The organism is Pseudoalteromonas sp. A25 (genome assembly GCF_009176705.1).
Taxonomy (GTDB): domain Bacteria; phylum Pseudomonadota; class Gammaproteobacteria; order Enterobacterales; family Alteromonadaceae; genus Pseudoalteromonas.
In genome coordinates this window covers 3,550,211-3,569,356 of the sequence record NZ_AP021846.1, presented here as the reverse complement: position 1 = coordinate 3,569,356, position 19,146 = coordinate 3,550,211, and the positions used below count along the sequence as shown (strand labels likewise).

Annotated in this window: 18 protein-coding genes; 15 read left to right on the top strand and 3 right to left on the bottom strand. The window is 42.3% G+C overall.

All coding sequences use genetic code 11. The features are described 5' to 3' along the window. Positions 1-2 precede the first annotated feature (2 nt). Positions 3-2,351, top strand: a complete 2,349-nt coding sequence (gene metL / locus GDK41_RS15485; RefSeq protein ID WP_152087250.1) for a bifunctional aspartate kinase/homoserine dehydrogenase II — start codon at positions 3-5, stop codon at positions 2,349-2,351. Positions 2,352-2,491: 140 nt separating this feature from the next. Here the strand turns inward: metL and GDK41_RS15480 are convergent, their stop codons facing one another. Continuing rightward, positions 2,492-4,936, bottom strand: coding sequence for a penicillin-binding protein 1A (locus tag GDK41_RS15480; protein WP_152087249.1), 2,445 nt, complete (start codon positions 4,934-4,936; stop codon positions 2,492-2,494). 132 nt (positions 4,937-5,068) lie between these two features. Between GDK41_RS15480 and GDK41_RS15475 the strand changes: the two genes are divergently transcribed. The 9 genes from GDK41_RS15475 to GDK41_RS15435 all read left to right on the top strand — a co-directional run bounded on the left by GDK41_RS15475 (position 5,069) and on the right by GDK41_RS15435 (position 14,075). Further along, positions 5,069-6,148: a pilus assembly protein PilM gene (locus GDK41_RS15475; protein WP_152087248.1), complete on the top strand. Its 1,080-nt coding sequence runs from the start codon at positions 5,069-5,071 to the stop codon at positions 6,146-6,148. Then, positions 6,136-6,708 (top strand): PilN domain-containing protein, encoded by a 573-nt coding sequence (locus tag GDK41_RS15470; protein WP_152087247.1) that lies wholly within the window; start codon positions 6,136-6,138, stop codon positions 6,706-6,708. The genes GDK41_RS15475 and GDK41_RS15470 overlap by 13 nt, the downstream gene beginning before the upstream one ends. A 24-nt stretch (positions 6,709-6,732) precedes the next feature. Continuing rightward, positions 6,733-7,338: a type 4a pilus biogenesis protein PilO gene (locus GDK41_RS15465; RefSeq protein WP_152087246.1), complete on the top strand. Its 606-nt coding sequence runs from the start codon at positions 6,733-6,735 to the stop codon at positions 7,336-7,338. Continuing rightward, a complete protein-coding gene (locus GDK41_RS15460; protein WP_152087245.1) occupies positions 7,335-7,877 on the top strand; it encodes a pilus assembly protein PilP in 543 nt (180 codons plus the stop codon). Before GDK41_RS15465 ends, GDK41_RS15460 begins: the two co-directional genes overlap by 4 nt. Positions 7,878-7,896: 19 nt before the next feature. Beyond that, positions 7,897-9,930, top strand: a complete 2,034-nt coding sequence (pilQ, locus tag GDK41_RS15455; protein WP_152087607.1) for a type IV pilus secretin PilQ — start codon at positions 7,897-7,899, stop codon at positions 9,928-9,930. Positions 9,931-10,092: 162 nt separating this feature from the next. Beyond that, a complete protein-coding gene (gene aroK / locus GDK41_RS15450) occupies positions 10,093-10,611 on the top strand; it encodes a shikimate kinase AroK (protein ID WP_152087244.1) in 519 nt (172 codons plus the stop codon). Between the two features lie 23 nt (positions 10,612-10,634). Then, positions 10,635-11,705 carry a 3-dehydroquinate synthase gene (gene aroB, locus GDK41_RS15445; RefSeq protein ID WP_152087243.1) on the top strand — a complete coding sequence of 357 codons (1,071 nt, stop codon included), beginning with the start codon at positions 10,635-10,637 and terminating at the stop codon, positions 11,703-11,705. Further along, positions 11,705-13,171: an AAA family ATPase gene (locus tag GDK41_RS15440; protein WP_152087242.1), complete on the top strand. Its 1,467-nt coding sequence runs from the start codon at positions 11,705-11,707 to the stop codon at positions 13,169-13,171. The genes aroB and GDK41_RS15440 overlap by 1 nt, the downstream gene beginning before the upstream one ends. 52 nt (positions 13,172-13,223) lie before the next feature. Beyond that, entirely contained in the window at positions 13,224-14,075 is an 852-nt protein-coding gene (locus GDK41_RS15435; protein WP_152087241.1) for a Dam family site-specific DNA-(adenine-N6)-methyltransferase, read from the top strand. On the opposite strand, the gene GDK41_RS15430 is transcribed toward GDK41_RS15435, so the two are convergent. Then, a complete protein-coding gene (locus GDK41_RS15430) occupies positions 14,060-14,239 on the bottom strand; it encodes a DUF2970 domain-containing protein (RefSeq protein ID WP_152087240.1) in 180 nt (59 codons plus the stop codon). The genes GDK41_RS15435 and GDK41_RS15430 overlap by 16 nt on opposite strands. A 5-nt stretch (positions 14,240-14,244) precedes the next feature. After that, positions 14,245-14,547: a hypothetical protein gene (locus tag GDK41_RS15425; RefSeq protein WP_232056476.1), complete on the bottom strand. Its 303-nt coding sequence runs from the start codon at positions 14,545-14,547 to the stop codon at positions 14,245-14,247. Between the two features lie 197 nt (positions 14,548-14,744). Here GDK41_RS15425 and rpe point away from each other — a divergent pair, with 197 nt between their 5' ends. From rpe to GDK41_RS15400, 5 genes are read left to right on the top strand one after another with little or no spacing between them, the layout of a single operon-like run. Next, on the top strand, positions 14,745-15,425 hold the full coding sequence (gene rpe, locus GDK41_RS15420; protein WP_152087239.1) for a ribulose-phosphate 3-epimerase: 681 nt from the start codon (positions 14,745-14,747) through the stop codon (positions 15,423-15,425). A 3-nt stretch (positions 15,426-15,428) separates the two neighbouring features. Beyond that, on the top strand, positions 15,429-16,094 hold the full coding sequence (locus GDK41_RS15415; protein ID WP_152087238.1) for an HAD family hydrolase: 666 nt from the start codon (positions 15,429-15,431) through the stop codon (positions 16,092-16,094). A gap of 25 nt (positions 16,095-16,119) precedes the next feature. Beyond that, a complete protein-coding gene (trpS, locus tag GDK41_RS15410) occupies positions 16,120-17,124 on the top strand; it encodes a tryptophan--tRNA ligase (RefSeq protein WP_152087237.1) in 1,005 nt (334 codons plus the stop codon). Between the two features lie 54 nt (positions 17,125-17,178). Further along, positions 17,179-17,760 carry an anthranilate synthase component II gene (locus GDK41_RS15405; protein ID WP_152087236.1) on the top strand — a complete coding sequence of 194 codons (582 nt, stop codon included), beginning with the start codon at positions 17,179-17,181 and terminating at the stop codon, positions 17,758-17,760. A gap of 38 nt (positions 17,761-17,798) precedes the next feature. After that, the gene (locus tag GDK41_RS15400) at positions 17,799-18,974 is read left to right on the top strand and encodes an HDOD domain-containing protein (RefSeq protein WP_152087235.1); all 1,176 of its coding nucleotides are present in this window, start codon (positions 17,799-17,801) and stop codon (positions 18,972-18,974) included. The last annotated feature ends 172 nt before the right edge of the window (positions 18,975-19,146 follow it).

Genomic DNA, 19,146 nt, shown 5'->3' with positions numbered 1-19,146 from the left:
GAATGACAAAAGTAGTTCATAAATTTGGTGGCTCGAGTCTTAGCTCTGCTGCTCGTTATCAAGCTGTTGCACAAATAGTGTTGAGTCAGTGCCAAGCTAAAGATTGTGTTGTTGTATCAGCCGCAGGAAAAACAACAAATACACTTGTTAAACTTTGGGACAGTTATCAGCAAGATGATAATCAAGGATTTAGTGATATCTTGCTACAAATTGAGAATCATCAAATTGAGTTGATCTGTGCCTTACTGAACGCAGATGAACAGCGTGCTTTGCTTGGGTGCTTGCGACAAGAATTGCAAGCGATCGGTGAAGCCTGTAAACATAATACCTTACATGAAGCGAGTTTGTTGGCACATGGTGAAGTGTGGTCGGCACGGATCTTAGCGAGCTACTTAACACAGCTGGGTACTAAAGCTTTGAATATTGATGCTCGCAATTTATTTAAGTTACACCATGGTCAGTTGTTGCATCAGCAAAATAAGCAAACCTGCAATGAGCTGTTGAGCGAACCAATGATTTATATCGTCACTGGGTTCATCGCGTCAAATATGGCGGGCCAAACTGTTACACTTGGTCGCAATGGCAGTGATTATAGTGCGACTTTACTTGCAAATTACATCGATGCGAGCGCTGTGTCTATTTGGACGGACACGCAAGGTGTATACAGCACCGATCCACGAAAAGTAGCAAGTGCAATCAAATATAGTAAAGTGTGTCGCTCACAAGCTAATTTGTTGGCACGTTTAGGTAATCCAGTATTACATGCAAAAACCTTATCGCCATTAAAAAATACAGCGATTAAGTTGCAAGTGCGCAGTAGTTTTGAGCCTGAGGCATCACCCACTGAGGTCGTAAAAGAGGGGTATAGCAAAGAAAAGCGTTTTATCACCACTTTTAATGAGCTTGATCTAATACGCGTAGATGGATTGGGGCAAGGTGAAGTAGGGGAGTTGAGTCAGCTTATCCAGCATAGTATCCATCATTTTGAGACCGATGGAGAAGCTTATCTGCTTGTGCCTGCAGCGAACACGCACACGGTATTACAAGCGTTATCAGGGCGCGCGAATATTGTGGAAAGTGCCCTGCAAGGTTGTGCGATTGTTGCACCTAGCGCGGATATTCTGTATTTACAGAGCCAGGCGCGTCAAATTTTGAGTAGGCAAGATGTTGTAGTGCGTTTTAGTCACACGGCCTCTAAATATGCACTGTTCTTAACCGATCAAGCAATCGATAGTGATACCCTAGCACTGCTCCATGACAAGCTGATCAATAAAGGCCGGGAGCTTGGCGTTATCATTGCCGGTTTAGGCAATGTCGGAGAAGTTTTTGTTGAACAGTGCCGCAAGCAAGTTTCGCGTCTACACGATCAGCTTGATGTGAAAATAGTTGCATTAGTACGTTCAAAGGAAATGCTGTTTTGTGCCAGTGGTATTGCTTTAAATAATTGGCAGCAGCAATGGCAGAATGAAGCCGTCGCCTATGAAAATGATGAACTGATCGAGCGCATTGCTGAGTTAGACTACGAGCATAAAGTTGTTGTTGATATTACTGCGAGTGAATCGTTCAGTAAATTATACCCCAGCTTTGTCAAGCAGGATTGTCATTTGATTAGTGCCAATAAATATGCAGGCACGGCTGACAGTCAATGGTATCAAACACTTCGTGAGCAGCTTAATGAGCGAGAGCTATACTGGCGATATAATACCAGTGTTGGTGCGGGCTTGCCTGTCAACTTTGCTTTAGCTGATTTACAGCACAGCGGTGACAAGATAACGCATATTGAGGGAGTGTTCTCGGGCACATTGTCTTGGTTATGCAGTAGTTTTGATGGTAGTAAGCCGTTCTCAGAGCTGGTGTTGGCGGCGCAAAAAATGGGTTATACGGAACCTGATCCAAGAGAGGACTTATCAGGTCGGGATATGCAGCGCAAGCTGTTGATACTTGCCAGAGATATCGGTCTTAACTTGGATGTAAAAGATATACAATTAGAGCCGTTGATGCCAGCTGAGTTAGCGCAAGGTAGTTGGGACGAATTTTTAACGCGTCGAGATACACTAGATGCATTTTATAATCAGCAGCATGAGTGTGCGGTAGGGCAAGGCAAAGTACTACGTTATACGGGGGCGTTAACCTTGCATGAAAATGGTAATGTGACCGCTAAAGTTGGGATAGCTTTTGTGGACAAGTCCTCTGCCATTGCAAATTTAACCCCAGGCGACAATATCTTTGTGATAAAAAGTCTTTGGTATGATAATAACCCGTTGGTATTGCAAGGCCCTGGAGCGGGAAAAGAAGTCACTTCTGCAGGTATACACTCTGATCTTTATTGGTTAGTTCAGAGGCTAAAATAGAGAAAGGTTATAAAAGAAGGCGATTAGGAAATCGCCTTCTTTTTTGTTTTCAAAAACAGGTCACCCATCCCTCATGAGTGACTGGCGCCATTCTTTCTGGTGAGGTACTTTCCAGTACCATTGATTTTATATAAAAACCATCAGAACAGCTCATCTTGTAAGGGCTCATCATCAAAAGGTGTGCCGTTGTTTTCATCTAGTGCATACTTTGTAGGAGCGGTTCCAGAGATAAAGTACTCAAAACGACTGGTATGGTCATTTTTGTTACTGAGTAACCCCGTCTTTAAATCTATCCGTGTTGAGATCAACCCAGGTGGAGGCTCAATGGGCGCATCAGGCTGATTCTCAAGTGCCACGTTCATAAATTCAACCCATGCGGGTTGTGCTGTTGTTGCACCAGACTCTGCGCCAACGATTTGATTGCTACCAAGGTTGGTATTGTACGCTGCCCGCCCTAAAGGTTTGCCAGCGTCGTCAAAGCCAACCCATACGGTTGTCAAAACATCGCGATTAAAACCACTAAACCATGTATCAACTGAATCGTTGGTTGTGCCCGTCTTACCGACCAAGTCGCGACGCTTGAGTGCTTGTGCACGCCACCCAGTCCCTGTCCACCCTGTTTTATGTTTCCAGCTGCCGCCTCCCCAAATAGCGCTATGCATAGCACTGGCTACTAAAAAGGCATTTTGCTGTGATACGACTTGTGGCGCGCACTTTTGTGGTTGTGTTTCTAACTGCTCTTCATCACAAGCGATTAAAGGTTGTGCCTGCCCTAAAGTATTACCAAAAGCATCTTGAAGCTCATTGATAAAGTAGGGTTCGATCAAATGGCCGCCATTGGCAAATGTGCTCATACCACGGGCCATTTCTAATGGTGTAATTGCTGCACTGCCTAACGCGAGGGATTCACTGCGGTTGATATCTTCATCTGCAAAGCCGAACTTGAGTAAGTGATCGGCTGTGCGAGCTAATCCAACTCCCTTTAATAGGCGCACAGAAACGACGTTTTTAGATTGGGCTAATGCGCGACGAATGCGGATAGGCCCATTATATATTTCTGGACTATTTTTAGGACGCCAAGCCACACCAACGCTCTTGTCCCATTGATTTATCGGAGCGTCATTAATTATGGTTGCAAGCGTATAACCGTGTTCAAACGCGGCAGAGTAAATGAAAGGTTTGATGTTAGACCCAACCTGGCGCTTAGCTTGTGTTGCACGGTTATATTGACTTTGGGCAAAGCTATATCCTCCAACTAGCGCTTTAATTCGACCGTTTTTTGGATCCATAGAAACTAAAGCACTTGCTGGCCTTGGATATTGGCTGAGCTGCCAAGAGTCTGATTTTTGGCGAACCCATACTTGCATACCAGGTGAGAGTATTTCAGATGCGGTTTGAGGTGGCATCGCTTGGCGTGTATCTGAAATGTATGCTCGCGCCCATTTCAGTCCATCCCATGGCAAAGAGATATAGTCTCCTGATTTTAGTAACGCTGTTGCACTGCGCTCTGCAACATCAACGATCACAGCGGCATTAAGTGGTTCAAGCTCTTTTACTTCATGAAGCTTATCTAAAATAGCTTGGGTACTGAGTGAGGGCTCTTCAGCTGTCCATAAAACGCGTTCTGGGCCTCTAAAGCCATGTCGCATATCATAGCTGTGCAAATTATTTATGAGCGCTGTCTGTGCTGCTGCTTGGATATGAGATTCCACCGTAGTAAAGACTTTAAAGCCACTGTTATAGGCCTTATCTTCACCATAGGTCTCTACCATGTAGCTTCTTACCATCTCGGCGATATAAGGTGCGTACAGTTCGATTTCTGCGCCATGGAATTTAGCGGTGATAGGTGCCAAGCGAGCTTCGTCATATTGCGCTTGTGAGATATATCTTTCTTTTAGCATACGGCTGAGCACCACGTTTCTGCGTAGTTTAGCGCGTGTTGGATTACGGATAGGATTCAAGGCAGAAGGCGCTTTGGGTAAACCTGCAATCATCGCCATTTGCGCCAAAGTCAGTTCTGATAAGCTTTTACCATAATAGACTTGAGCTGCGGCGCCAATACCAAAAGCTCGGTTGCCAAGTTCAATTTTATTTAGGTAAAGTTCAAAGATTTCATCTTTTGTGAGCAGTTGCTCAATATGCAATGCGATAAATATCTCTTTCACTTTGCGGATATACGCTTTTTCGCGAGTCAGAAAGAAGTTACGAGCCAGCTGCATAGTAATGGTACTAGCGCCTTGCTTTTTTTGCCCCGTACTAATTAGAACCATTGCCGAGCGGATTATCCCAATTGGATCAACGCCAAAATGTTCATAAAAGCGGTTATCTTCTGTTGCAAGGAAGGCCTGTAGTAGAGGTTTTGGAATGTCGTCTATTTTTACTGGGATACGACGTTTCTCGCCGAATTGGTTTATTAACTTGCCATCTTGAGTAAATACTTGCATTGGAGTTTGTAGTTGCACATCGCGCAACACTTCAACACTGGGTATATCCGGTTTGACATAATAATAAAGACTGATTAACGTTAGCAGGGCTAAAACGCCTGTTGCGATGAAAAATTGTATTGCTCTTCTTAATAAAGTCACGGAATGTTCCCTAGTTAGACTCCCAATTATAGGTAGACACTGCTAGTATATCTTGAATAAAAATCGATTAATAACTTTCGCGTTATAATTATAACTTATTAAAAGTTAAAACAAAGGATAAAGACCAAACGCATGCTCAGTAACCTTTTTCAAAAGCAAGCCCCGATGATGATCGGTATTGATATTGGCTCACATTGTGTCAAGGCTGTATTGCTGTCGCAATCCTCTGCAGGTTATCGTGTTGAGGCCGTTGCGATAGAGCTTGTGCCCAAAGGAGCAATTGCTGAGCGAACAATTCAAGATATCGAAGCGATTGGCCGAGTCATTGGTAAAATTAAAAAGCGTATCCCAAGGTTGACTCAGTTTGGCGCAGTTGCGGTCTCTGGGCAAAGTGTGATCACGAAAGTTATATTCATGGATGTGGCATTAACAGATGCTGAACTTGAGTCGCAAATAGCAATAGAAGCGGATAGCCTGATACCTTATTCACTGGATGAAGTGAGCATTGATTTTGAGAAGATGTCTGTGAATGAAGCGGATCCATCCAAGGTCAACGTATTGCTATCAGCTGCTCGCACTGAAAGTGTGGAAGCGAGGGTTGGGGCTTTGGAAGAAGGCGGTTATCAAGCCAAGGTGGTTGATGTTGAGAACTATGCATTAAGTCGAGCGTTAACCGTGTTATATGGTCAGTTACCTGCTGATGCATTTGATAAAACTGTGGCGATTATCGATATTGGCGCGGCCATTAGTCTAGTAAGCGTGGTACTGTCTGGTAAAACAATTTACACGCGCGATCAGGTATTTGGTGGTGAGCAGTATACAAATAGTATTGTGGCTTATTACAATAAATCTTTTGATGAAGCTGAGATAGCTAAAACAACGGGCGATCTGCCTCCTAACTACATATTCGAGGTGCTAGCACCGTTTCAAACAGCTCTATTACAGCAAGTTCGCCGAGCAGTACAAATGTTTATAACAAGTAGTGGTAAAGAACAAATTGACTATATTGTATTAACTGGAGGAACCGCGCTGGTTGAAGGCTTAGATAGACTTTTGATTGAAGAATTAGGAATTCATACTATTGTTGCAGACCCATTTGCCGATATGGAAATTGCACCTAAAGTCGATCGCAATGTTTTGGAGCGACATAAACCGCAGTTTGCGATTGCTACCGGTTTAGCATTGAGGAGCTTTTCATCGTGCCACATATAAACTTGCTACCTTGGCGAGAGCAGCGGCGCCAGGCATCACAGAAAAAATTTCTTTCGATTATTGCCGCTAATATTGTCGCTGTATTATTTATTTTGTACCTGATTGGTTCTTTTTACGATAGCTTGACACAAGGGCAACAGATAAAGAATGACTACTTAAATCGCGAGGTGGGTAAACTAGATAGCCGAATTGTTGAGATCAATGACTTGAGTCAGCAAAAAGACAGTCTGCAAAGGCGGATAAGCCTTATTGAAGAGCTACAAAGTAATAGAAATCTTGGCACTCAAATCATTGATGAAGTTGTTAGGGTTGTGCCTGCGGGGGTCTATTTGACAAGTCTTGAACGTAAAGAGGACTTGATCAAGGTTATTGGACGTAGCGAATCTAATAATCGTTTATCACAAATGTTGCGCTCAGTTGAGAGCTCATATTTATTAGAGCGGCCAACAATTCAGGGCATTGTCACTGGTGAGCAAAACGCCCGTTTACTGAGTGACTTTACAATGCATTTTTATGTTAAGCCGTTTCGTGAAATACAGGTGGCTGAGCGTGATAATTAAATTTGGTACTTGCGAGATGGCAACGTGAACTTTGATTTAAAATCTATACAAAACATTGATTGGAATGAGATTGAGCTAGACAATATTGGTGAATGGCCATTTGTGGTTAAGTTCATGTGTTGCGTGCTAGTTGTCATCATTACTTTTGTAGTGGGTTACAGTTTGTTGGTGTCGAACTCGATAGAAAGGTACGAGCGAGTGGTGCAACAAGAAACACAATTACGCACCAGCTATAGGATTAAATATGCTCGAGCGAATAACTTGGATCTATATCGTCAGCAAATGAAAGATATGGAAGCGCAGTTTTCTTTACTTTTACGTCAGCTTCCATCATCGAATGAAACGCCTGGTTTGTTAGATGATTTGACGTACGTAGGGACTTCGAGTGGCTTAACTTTCTTAAAAATAGGTTGGTTGCCTGAAAATAAGAAAGAATTTTACACTGAGTTACCAATTAAGTTAGAAGTGGTAGGAACATACCATGAGTTTGGTGAGTTTGTTAGTAAAGTTGCCCAACTGCCACGTATCGTCAGTTTACATGACTTTCGCATCGAAAATGCGGGGAATAGTGCTTTGATATTTAGCGTTGTGGCAAAAACTTACCGTTATGGTCAAGGTGATGAGTCATGACAAAGCGTTACCTGTACGTGGTGCTCAGTTTAAGTGTGTTGCTCGGCTGTAATGATGATACCGCTGAGCAAAAGGAGTTTATTGATCAAATTCAAGCCAGTGCAACACCGCAAGTTGAACCTGTTCCGCAAATGCGTGATTTTACGCACTTTGCCTATACGGCGCATAATCTCAGGAGCCCATTTGTAGCGCCTGAGCCAGAGGTTATAGAAAGTAAAATGATACAGGTTCAAAATTGTTTACATCCAGATCCTGATAGAGCACGAGATCCTCTCGAAAAGTATCCAATAGATACGCTCTCTATGAAAGGCACAATAGCGACCAAAAATGTAACGTGGGCTTTGGTTAAAGCATCTGACCAAGGTCTGTATAAAGTAAGAAGAGGCCAATACATGGGGCTTTACCATGGTGAAGTGATTAAGGTACAACCAGGGTATATTGAATTATTAGAACTAATCCCTGATGGCAGTGGTTGTTGGAAAGAACGTCTATCTAGAGTCGAGATCCGAGAAGCACAAGGGAGTGGCGTGAGTGAATAAAAATAAAGGTAGTGAAAGTATGTCCCATGCTTGGAGTAGTTTCGGTATTAAAGGGGTCATTTATAGCACATTGCTTGTGATGACAGGCTGGGTTCAGGCTTTGCCTATGCTATATGATGTGCGTTATAACCCAGTTCCTGAGGGGGAAACTCAGTTGGAGTTGGTGTTTGACGAGCAGCTAAGTGCGGAGCCACAAGTTAAAGCGCTGACAGATCCGGCAAGGATCGAAATGTTTTTCCCAGCTGTAGAATTTGAAGAAAGTCTTAAAGCTCTGAAAGTTAACAAAGCTGGTATCACTAACATAGAAAGCCAGTTAACCGCCGATGGTGTGATTGTTACGATCAATATGGAGCAGCTAAAGCTTTATAAATCATACGTCAAAAACAACATCGCCTACTTGCAGGTGTCTGATAACCCGTTGCCTTCAGGGGAGGGAGATAATACCAACCTGCAACAAAACCAAATTCAGTCTATTGATTTTAGACGTGGCGATAAGGGCGAAGCTAAGGTATTAGCATTTTTAAATACGCCACAAGCTGCAATAGATGTACAAGAACGTGGGGGTAAGATCTATGCTGACTTTCACCACATTGATATTCCGGACGACTTGCTCTATGAGTTAGATGTGCTTGATTTTGGGACTGTTGTTAGTCGTATCGAAACCTTTCGTGAAGATGGTAAAAGCCGTCTTGTTATAGAGCCTAATGAGGCATTTAAATACACCTACCAACAACTTGGTAATATCTTCACTTTGACAGTAGAAAAAGACGACGAAGAGCCTAGTTTTGGTATAAGCAAAAACTATCAAGGCCAGCCCATTACCTTAAATTTTCAAGATATTCCGATACGTTCAGTATTGCAAATTATCGCAGATACAAACAATTTCAATTTAGTAACCAGCGACTCAGTATCTGGCAATATTACCTTGCGCTTAGATGGTGTGCCTTGGGATCAAGCGTTGGATGTCGTTTTGCGCATTAAAGGGCTTGATAAGCGGATGGATGGCTCAATCTTGATGGTTGCCCCATCAGAAGAGCTTGCTGCACGTGAGGCAAAGGAGCTTCAAGCTCGTAAGCAAGTTGAGGAGCTAGAGCCTCTTTATAGTGAGTACATTCAGCTTAATTACGCAAAAGCAGAAGAGTTCGCGGATTTGTTGAAAACTGACATTAACAGTATTGTGAGCGAACGTGGCAGTGTGTCAGTTGATAAACGCACAAATACGCTGCTTATTAAGGACAGTGCACGTAGCATCGAAAGTATTAGGCGCATGGTTGAAACACTGGATGTTCCAGTTAAGCAAGTTCGTATTGAGTCACGTATGGTCACCGTTAAAGATAACGTACAAGAAGATTTAGGAGTCCGTTGGGGCTTTGGTGATCAGCAAGGAACGGATGCGATTTCAGGCAACCTAGCGGGTGCTCAGCAGTTATCCAATGGCCAGATCCCTGATTTAGCTAATCGCTTAAATGTGAACTTGCCTGTTTCAGGTACGTCGGCGGGCACAATAGGCATGCACATCGCAAAACTTGCTGACGGTACGTTGATAGATTTAGAGCTTTCGGCGCTTGAGCAAGAGAATAAAGGTGAAATTATAGCCACGCCAAGTATTACCACAGCGAATCAAAAGAAAGCGAGAATTGAGCAGGGTACAGAGATACCTTATGTGGAAGCTGCTTCTAGTGGTGCGACTTCGGTGAGCTTTAAAAAAGCAGTTTTGAGCCTAGAAGTGACGCCACAAATTACACCTGACAACAAAATTATATTAGACTTAGTGATCACACAGGATACTCGAGGAGATAATGTACAAACTCCTAATGGTCCTGCGGTGGCTATCAATACTCAGCAGATCCAGACACAAGTATTGGTAGATAATGGTCAAACCGTCGTCTTAGGTGGTATTTATCAGCAAGAAATTACGAGTGCTGTGAGTAAAATTCCACTTTTGGGTGATATTCCATACCTAGGTGCAATGTTTAGAAACACCCGAGAAATAAATGAGAAAAAGGAATTACTGATTTTCGTGACCCCCAAAATCATGATTGACAGTCAGTAATAAGTGAATAGTTGAACGAATTTACGTACTGTAGTTGCTTTTTATACTATTTGACTTGAAATCGTTCGTGGATTACTGAGATAATCCCCTCCTTAATTTTGGGGCCAGGTCGTTAGGCGGGGTTTTATTTCAAATTTTAGAGTTCGTTAGTACTAAAAAGATATGGCTGAGAAACGTAATATATTTCTAGTAGGCCCTATGGGGGCTGGTAAGAGCACAATTGGTCGTCACCTAGCTGACCAATTACACCTTGAATTTTTCGACTCGGATCAAGAAATTGAACGCCGTACAGGCGCAGATATTGCGTGGGTGTTTGATCTTGAAGGCGAAGAAGGTTTCCGAGTGCGTGAAGAAGGCGTAATTTCGGACCTTACAGAAATGCAAGGTATAGTTTTAGCAACAGGTGGTGGTTCTGTAGTGAGCAAAGAAGTGCGCAATAAATTGTCGGCACGCGGCATTGTTGTTTACTTAGAAACGCCAATTGAAAAACAAGTTGCTCGTACTCAACGTGATAAGCGTCGTCCTCTGTTACAAACAGAAGAAGCGCCACGAGATGTATTAGAGCGTTTAGCAGAGGAGAGAGAGCCTCTGTACAAAGAAGTTGCAGATTTTGTAGTGCGCACCGACGAGCAAAGTGCAAAGGTTGTAGCAAATCAAATTATAGAAAAGCTAGATTTTTAATTTTGATTACCTAGGAGGGATAGATGCTTGAGTTGAAGGTAGATTTAAACGAGCGAAGCTATCCTATCTACATAGGTCAAAATTTATTAGCGGATGTAGGGCGACTCACCAAACACATCGGGCAGTGTCGTCCTGTCATCATTACTAACCATACAGTAGCACCGCTGTATCTGGAAAACCTACTGAGTGCGCTTAGAGATTATGAGCCCTTGCACTTTATTCTTCCAGATGGTGAGCAATACAAAACGCTGACTTATTTCGAACAAGTGAGCGCCTTCCTGTTAGAAAATAATTGTGGACGAGATACCTGTTTAATCGCATTAGGCGGTGGCGTGATTGGTGACTTAACAGGGTTTGTTGCAGCATGTTATCAACGTGGTGTTCCCTTTATCCAAATACCAACTACTTTATTGTCTCAAGTCGACTCTTCAGTCGGTGGAAAAACGGCAGTTAATCACCCTTTAGGTAAAAACATGATAGGTGCTTTTTACCAACCTAAAGCGGTACTCATAGATACAAATAGCTTAACTACTTTGCCTGCTAGAGAGTTTGCAGCAGGTATGGCTGAAGTCATAAAGTATGGTCTTATTTACGATGAGCACTTCTTAACATTTTTGGAAGAGCATCATCATGAGCTGACAGAGTTACAGCAAGATGTGTTAATGCAGGTCATTTTCCGGTGTTGTCAAATTAAAGCTGACATTGTTGGGCAAGATGAAAAAGAAGCTGGTGTTCGTGCATTATTAAATTTAGGTCATACTTTTGGGCATGCTATTGAAGCACAAATGGGGTATGGCAATTGGCTACATGGTGAAGCTGTTGCCGCAGGAATGGTATTAGCTGCTAGGTTAGCAGCCACTAGAGAAGCCCTGACTAACGAAGAAGTGGCTCGAGTCGAAGCGCTGATTGCAAGTTATCGATTACCAATAGAAGTGCCAGCACAGATGAATGCCGAGCAGTTCTTGTTGCATATGAGAAAAGATAAAAAGAATAAAAAGGGACGCATTCGCTTTATTTTACCAACTTCCTTGGGGTCTTGTGCGTTGGTGGACGATGTATCTGATGACACAGTGAGTTTGCTAATAGGCCGCTAATGCAGTCACAAATCTTACCGAGTAGATCCGCATTGGTGGATCGTATAGCGTTACAATTTGAGTACGGACAAAACCTGATCTGTTTAGTGGGTTCTTCCGGCTTAGGCAAAAGCTACATCGCCGAATCTTTCATTACTGATAAATACCCTGATTTTAACAAAGCATATGTGCAACTCTCTGCATCTACGAAAGACTCAGATCTAACGGCACAGTTGCTCCAAAATAGTTTTCGTGGTCCTTTAGTTGACCAGCAACAATCTCTCAGTCAGAACTTTTATAATTTATACCAGCAAGCCCCGTGTGGGCCATGTTTGTGGGTATTAGATGGTGCTCGACACTTATCTGATGAGATGATTGAGCAGCTGTATATTCTATCAAAAAAGTGCCCTGAAACATTGTATATATTGGCAACTGCGCAGGCGCCAAATATGCTCAGACATGCATTAGACATTCATATTGAACCACTATCAATGGTTGAGTCACGTCGTCTTATGGAAATGTTTTTTGCTCAACTTCCACCTATTGAGGATCCTATATTTCAAGCTTTTCTCAGTGGTTGTGAAGGTAATCCTGCGGTGTTACTGCAGTGGCAAAGTGATCAGCAAGTAAACTTGCGAGGGGATACCGAGAAAACGTCGAGACTCTCTTGGCATATCGTTCTTCTGGCAGTGACTTTGGCGATATTGATGGTTGCCTTTATCTATCAAAAGGAGCTAATTGCTTTACTTCCGAGCGAGGAGCAAGATGCGCAAGTAGATACTGTATTACCTACGGCTCAGGTGCTAAGTACAGAGCAAGCAACAGAAACGCTCAAAAGTGGCCCTGCAGTAAGCACTTCTACGCCTTCCTCAACTATTAATGATACCCAAATACAAAGCCCTGAAGGTAACGAGCTGCCGATTGAAAAGCAAAACCATCGTTCACAACAGCATGACATTGCAGCCATCGTATCCGCGTTAGCAAAAAATAGCATACCAGCAGAAACCAATCAGCCTGAAGAAAGCCAAAATACAGCTTCTTCAGTGTCAGAAAAAGTCATTGAGCAATCCACTCAAGAAGTACAGCAAAATGTTGAGTTAGTGGTGCCTGACACAGCACAAGAGGCGCAGAGTGATAAAGATACGGATGAGGGAAATGGATTATCACCTAGTCGTACAGATCCAGTAATGAATGATGGTGCGTGGCTCATGACTCGAGACGATAGCGAGTGGGCGCTGCAGTTATTGGCTGTGAAAGATAAAGCGGTTGCTAAAGAATTTATTGATCAGCATAGGCTGAGAAATGTAAAAATATATGAAGCTAACCGAAGTGATCATGCGTGGTGGATAGTTATTTTAGGGCCTTTTGCGACTCTAGAGTTGGCCCAAGAAGCCAAATTAGCGCTGCCAGAGCAAATATTAAATGCTCAGCCATTTTTTAAGAAAGTAGATAAAATAAAACAGGAAATTAGTCCACCGACTCGGTAATTATGGACTTTTAGTGTAAAATCGGCCCACATTTTTTATAAATAGAATCAACATGCAGCAAAAGACTCGCGCCTTCCTGAAATGGGCTGGTGGAAAATACAGTTTGGTTGAAGATATTGCCCGCCGCTTAAAGGCTGCAAGTCAAGATGCAGACACGTTAGTTGAGCCGTTTGTTGGTGCAGGGTCGGTATTTCTCAATACTAACTTTAAATATTATTATTTAAATGATATCAATGCAGACTTGATCAATTTATACAACGAGCTTAAGCGTCAGCCTGAAGAATTTGTAAGTGACGCAAAGAAACTGTTTGTTGAGCTAAACAATCATCCTGATGCGTACTACGCATACCGTTTACAGTTTAATGAGAGTGTAGACATTTATGAGCGTGCGATTTTATTTTTGTACATGAATCGTCATGGTTATAATGGGTTGTGTAGATATAATTTGAAGGGCATTTTTAATGTTCCCTTTGGAAAATACAAACGTCCATATTTCCCCGAAAAAGAGTTATACGCTTTTGCTTGTAAGGCGCAAAGAGCCACTTTTACTTGTAAAAGTTATACCGATGTTTTTCGTAACATCCCCAATAATGCTGTTGTATATTGCGACCCTCCATATGTTCCCTTAAGTAAGACTGCTTCATTTACGTCTTACGCGAAGGGTGGGTTTGATTTAGATGATCAAGCGAACCTTGCTAATTTAGCGGAGCAAACCGCATTCGAGCATAGGACACCCGTACTTATTTCCAACCACGATACAGTTTGGACGCGAAAAATATATAGTCAGGCACATTTAGACGTTATTCAGGTTAAGCGTACTATCAGTCCAAAGGGGGCTGGAAGAAATAAGGTGAATGAGCTAATGGCTATGTATCATAAGCACACAGGTCATTGTGCGAGGTAATTGACAAATAAGGCTAAAGTAACGACTAGCGCTGCAACCAAGATGATACCGACGACTAAGTAGGGAGCAACCTCAGGCTTACTAAAATCGTCATGGTACTTTTGCTCACTTTGCACGCCGAACAGTGCCGCTAAAACGCTTTGCAATACTCGAAGTAACTTCATGGTGATTAGATGCTAGAATTAGATGTGAAGCCGCTATCGCTTTGCTTACCAGAGCCCAACAAAAGCTCCAATAGATCGAGGTAATGAAATTGAGCACTGCCACTTTCACCCATAAACCATGAGTACCAATTGATATCAGAATCTGATCCACACAATTGCGGTGCATTATTTTGTGTGGTTTTACAAGTACAATTCTCAAATTTGGTTAGTGCCATTGCAGCTTCGTCATGGAATGTAATGCCTGCTAACATAACCATAACTGAACTTAGTACAAGCATCCGTGTTTTCGACTGACCTAACATAGCCATAGTGTTACTCCTCACCCTAACGGTTGTCATCAAATAATACACAATAATTGTTCACTAAACAAACTAAAAATTAGGCTTACCGCCGATGCAATGGAGAAAAAGTGAATAGTTCTTAATTTGAGAGAGCATAGCACTGTGTCGCTTACCTAAAATGCGGTAAAGTAGTGTTAAAAATACCGAGTAACAGAGGTTTTATTGTGCAAAAAAAATTAGACTATTTAATCGCACCGTCTATTTTGTCTGCTGACTTAGCGCGGTTAGGTGAGGATGTAGAGAAAGTGATTGAGGCGGGTGCTGATGTTGTTCATTTTGATGTAATGGATAACCATTATGTTCCTAATTTAACATTTGGACCTATGGTCTGTAAGGCTCTGAGAGACTACGGTATTAATGCGCCAATTGATGTACATTTAATGGTAAAGCCTGTGGATTCACTTATTCCGGATTTTGCAAAAGCGGGCGCTAACATTATTACCTTTCACCCTGAAGCAAGTGAGCATATTGATCGAACAATTAGTCTGATCCGAGACAATGGTTGTCAAGCTGGTTTAGTTTTTAACCCTGCTACGCCACTGCACTATTTAGACCACGTAATGGATAAGCTAGATGTTATTTTGTTGATGTCGGTTAACCCAGGTTTTGGTGGACAGAGTTTTATTCCCCATACACTAGATAAGCTGAGGCAGGTTAGAACCTTGATTGATCAAAGTGGCAAAGATATTCGCTTAGAAGTCGATGGCGGTGTAAAAGTTGATAATATCTCACAAATTGCTGCTGCGGGCGCTGACATGTTTGTAGCAGGTTCTGCAATCTTTAATCAGCCAGACTATAAAGCTGTGATAACGCAAATGCGTGAAGAATTAGCGAAGGTAAGATAGGTAATGCGTTACAAAGGAGTCTTATTTGATTTGGATGGAACGCTGGTAAACAGTGCTCAAGATATGTACACCGCACTGAATCTCACTTTGACCGAGGTTGCGTTTCCTATTGTGAGCTATGCACAAGTGTGCTCATGGGTTGGTAATGGCATTGATATGCTGGTCAAGCGTGGTTTGAGTGGTGGTATGGATCTTAACCCTGAGCTGCCTCAAACATTAATTGACCTTGCAACGGCGACTTTTAGGGAGCACTATGCGCAACTAGCTGGGCAATATGCAAACCTCTATCCAAATGTTGAAATAGGCCTAGCGTCACTAAGCAGCTTTTCAAAGGCACTGATCACCAATAAAGACAGAGTGTTCACAGAGCCCCTTTTAGAACAATTAAAGCTCAGTGCGTATTTTGATGCTGTTGTTTGTGGAGATGATGGGCTCAAGAAACCAGCTGCAGCGCCTTTAATCAAAGCTTGTGAACTAATGGAATTAAAACCATCTGAAGTGATAATGGTCGGTGATTCAAAGAGTGATATCTTAGCTGCGCAAAACGCTAATATTGACGCAGTGGCATTAACCTACGGTTATCATCAAGGGGTAAATTTGCAAGATTATAATCCGCAGTACCTCTGTGACAATTTCTTAGATATAATCCCTATTTTAACTCAGCGATAATACAATATTTTAATAAAGGAACATCATGACTAAACCAGTAGTGTTAAGTGGCATTCAGCCAACCGGTGGTATGACGATAGGCAATTATGTAGGCGCCATTAACCAGTGGCTTAACTTACAAGAAGATCATGAAAGTTTCTTTATGCTGGTTGACTTACATGCTATCACCGTTCGACAAGACCCACAGGCTTTGCGTGAACGCGTGTTAGACGGTATCGCGCTTTACACAGCATGCGGTATCGATCCAGACAAAGCCGCTTTATTTGTGCAATCTCAAGTGCCTGAGCATGCTCAACTTGGATGGGTTTTAAACTGTTATGCACAAATGGGTGAGCTCAACCGTATGACGCAGTTTAAAGATAAGTCGTCAAAGCATGCTAATAACGTGAATGTAGGATTGTTTGCATATCCGGTGTTACAGGCTGCAGATATTTTACTATACCAAGCAGATCAAGTACCTGTTGGTGAAGATCAGAAGCAGCATTTAGAGCTGACTAGAGATATCGCTACGCGTTTTAATAATCTTTATGGTGATGTATTTAAAATTCCAGAGCCATACATACCTGAGCTTGGGGCTCGCGTGATGAGTCTTCAAGATCCGTTGAAAAAAATGTCTAAGTCAGATGACAACCCAAATGCGTTTATTATGCTTTTGGATGAGCCGAAGAAAATTGAGAAAAAGCTGAAAAAAGCGGTGACAGACTCAGACGAACAGGCACGTATTTATTTTGATCGTGATGAAAAACCGGGTGTGTCTAATTTACTTACTTTGCTGTCAGTTGCAACAAAGCGTTCTATTGAGCAGCTAGTACCTGAATATGAAGATAAAATGTATGGTCACTTGAAAAAAGATACTGCCGATGCCGTGGTTGCAATGATTGAACCTATCCAGCAGCGCTTTAAGGTGATCCGTGAAGATCAAACGTTACTTGATAGTATCATGAAACAAGGTGCTGAAAAGGCGAGCGCAAGAGCTGAGAAAACATTAAAAGCAGTTTATGATGCGGTAGGGTTTATTCCTCGCCCGTAAACTGACATATAGCAGTTAGCCAGGCATAGGCCTGGCTTTTTTATGGAAATTTCTATGTTATTAATGATCGATAACTATGACTCATTTACTTATAACTTAGTGCAGTATTTCCAACGTTTGGATCAAGAAGTTTTAGTAAAGCGCAATGATGCAATTAGTTTAGCTGAAATAAAAGCGCTAAACCCTGAGCATATCGTGATCTCTCCAGGGCCATGCTCTCCAAACGAAGCGGGAATTTCTTTATCTGTTATTGAGCAATTCAAAGGAGTGATTCCCATATTGGGAATTTGTCTAGGGCATCAAGCTATTGCCCAAGCTCTGGGTGCAAAAGTGATAAGAGCGCATACCGTAATGCATGGCAAGACATCTCAGATAAAACACACCGCAAAGGGGGTGTTTGAAGGACTACCAGACCCCTTAACAGTTTGTCGATATCACTCACTTGTAGTCGATAAACAGACTCTTCCCGAGTGTTTGGAAGTTACTGCTTGGACGCAAACCAGTGCGTCGAATGTGGATGAGATTATGGGAATGTGCCATACTGATCTGGCGTTGGAGGGAGTACAGTTCCATCCTGAAGCCATTTTAACGCAACATGGCTTGAACTTACTTGATAACTTTATTCGTCGCTTCTAATCTTTCGGTAATGTAAATGGTTTAGTATAAGTGGGCTTATGACTGAGAAAAATTTAGACTTAAGGATGGCACAGGCACTATGTGAGCGTGCCCATGATTTGCTGATTAGTCATAGTTTTGCTCAGAAGCAGCTTGGATACATTCATACTTTGGAGATGAACCTTGGCGAAAAGGTACCGCAGAGAACCTTGCTAGAAGTCGAAATTGCTGCATCCGCAAAGCGCAAAGAAAGCAGCACCAGTCACCACAAATATATTGCTAAAGCCAGCGAACATATTCATCAAGCCATAGAAACGAGCATTGCAAAGCAGATCAATGATATTGATTGTTTGTACTATGAAGTAATGGGTATTGAAGATGGTGTACCTGCTATTTTCGATTTGTTGGCCGTTAAGTCTGCTTCGGTAGGCCGACTTGAACCTCTGGTTAATGACTTATCATGGTTGGGACGAGAGCTTGTGTCCCTAGTTAATATGCCGCAGTACCGTAAAAAAAGTACGATGGGCACTACGGTCAAAGTCGATACGCCAGCGTTAGCACTTCGGTATCTGGGACTTGAAAATTTACAGTGGGTCATCCCGACCTATGCAATGCGTCATTGGTTACCTCACTCAACTGAGCCATTTCAACTGTTAAAGCGCAAGTTAAGGGAGTTGAGTATGGCGACAGCTTTAGCGGCAAAAGTGCTTGCAGAGCTTAATGGTGCAAAAGAGCAACATGCCTACACGTTAGGAATGATGCTAGATATAGGTAAAGCAGCATTAACTCGTTTATACTTAAGGAGTTATGAGGCTGTATGGCAAGACCGTGTATTAAAGGCAAGAAATAAAGGCCATAAGGATCTTCATACAGCCTTACTTGAGCTTTCCCCTGATCCGCTATTTTTACGTAATCTTTTGCTAGAGCACTCGGCCTCGGTTACGCAGCAAATAGTCGAGAAAATGGCGTTTCGTTACTTACCCTTCAATGCTGCGATGGAAGAGTTTGCGGCTACTTATCTACCAAACTCGAATAAAAAATTAAGCGATCCTTTACCGCTTACCGTGGTTCTGAAAAAGGCTCATGGATATGCGCTTTATTTATTATTAAAAGAAAACCATTTTATTGAGGAAGATGAAACATCACTTTGGTTTTCTTACTTAGGGTTAACGAAAGAGGAACAAAAAGTGCTCGCTACGTGCTCATTCCACGGCATGCAGTTGACTATTTTGTAATATTCACACAAATTTTTTACGACTAATCATTCAACCGAGAAATTGCAGGGCAGGGCTCTACACCCTGCGGCAGTGCTCTATCGTTTTTTTTGTTCAAATAGTTATTCACCGGTCATGCAAAATTATCTCAATCCCTTGAATATCAAGGGCTCTATGAAAGTTTTCTATGAGA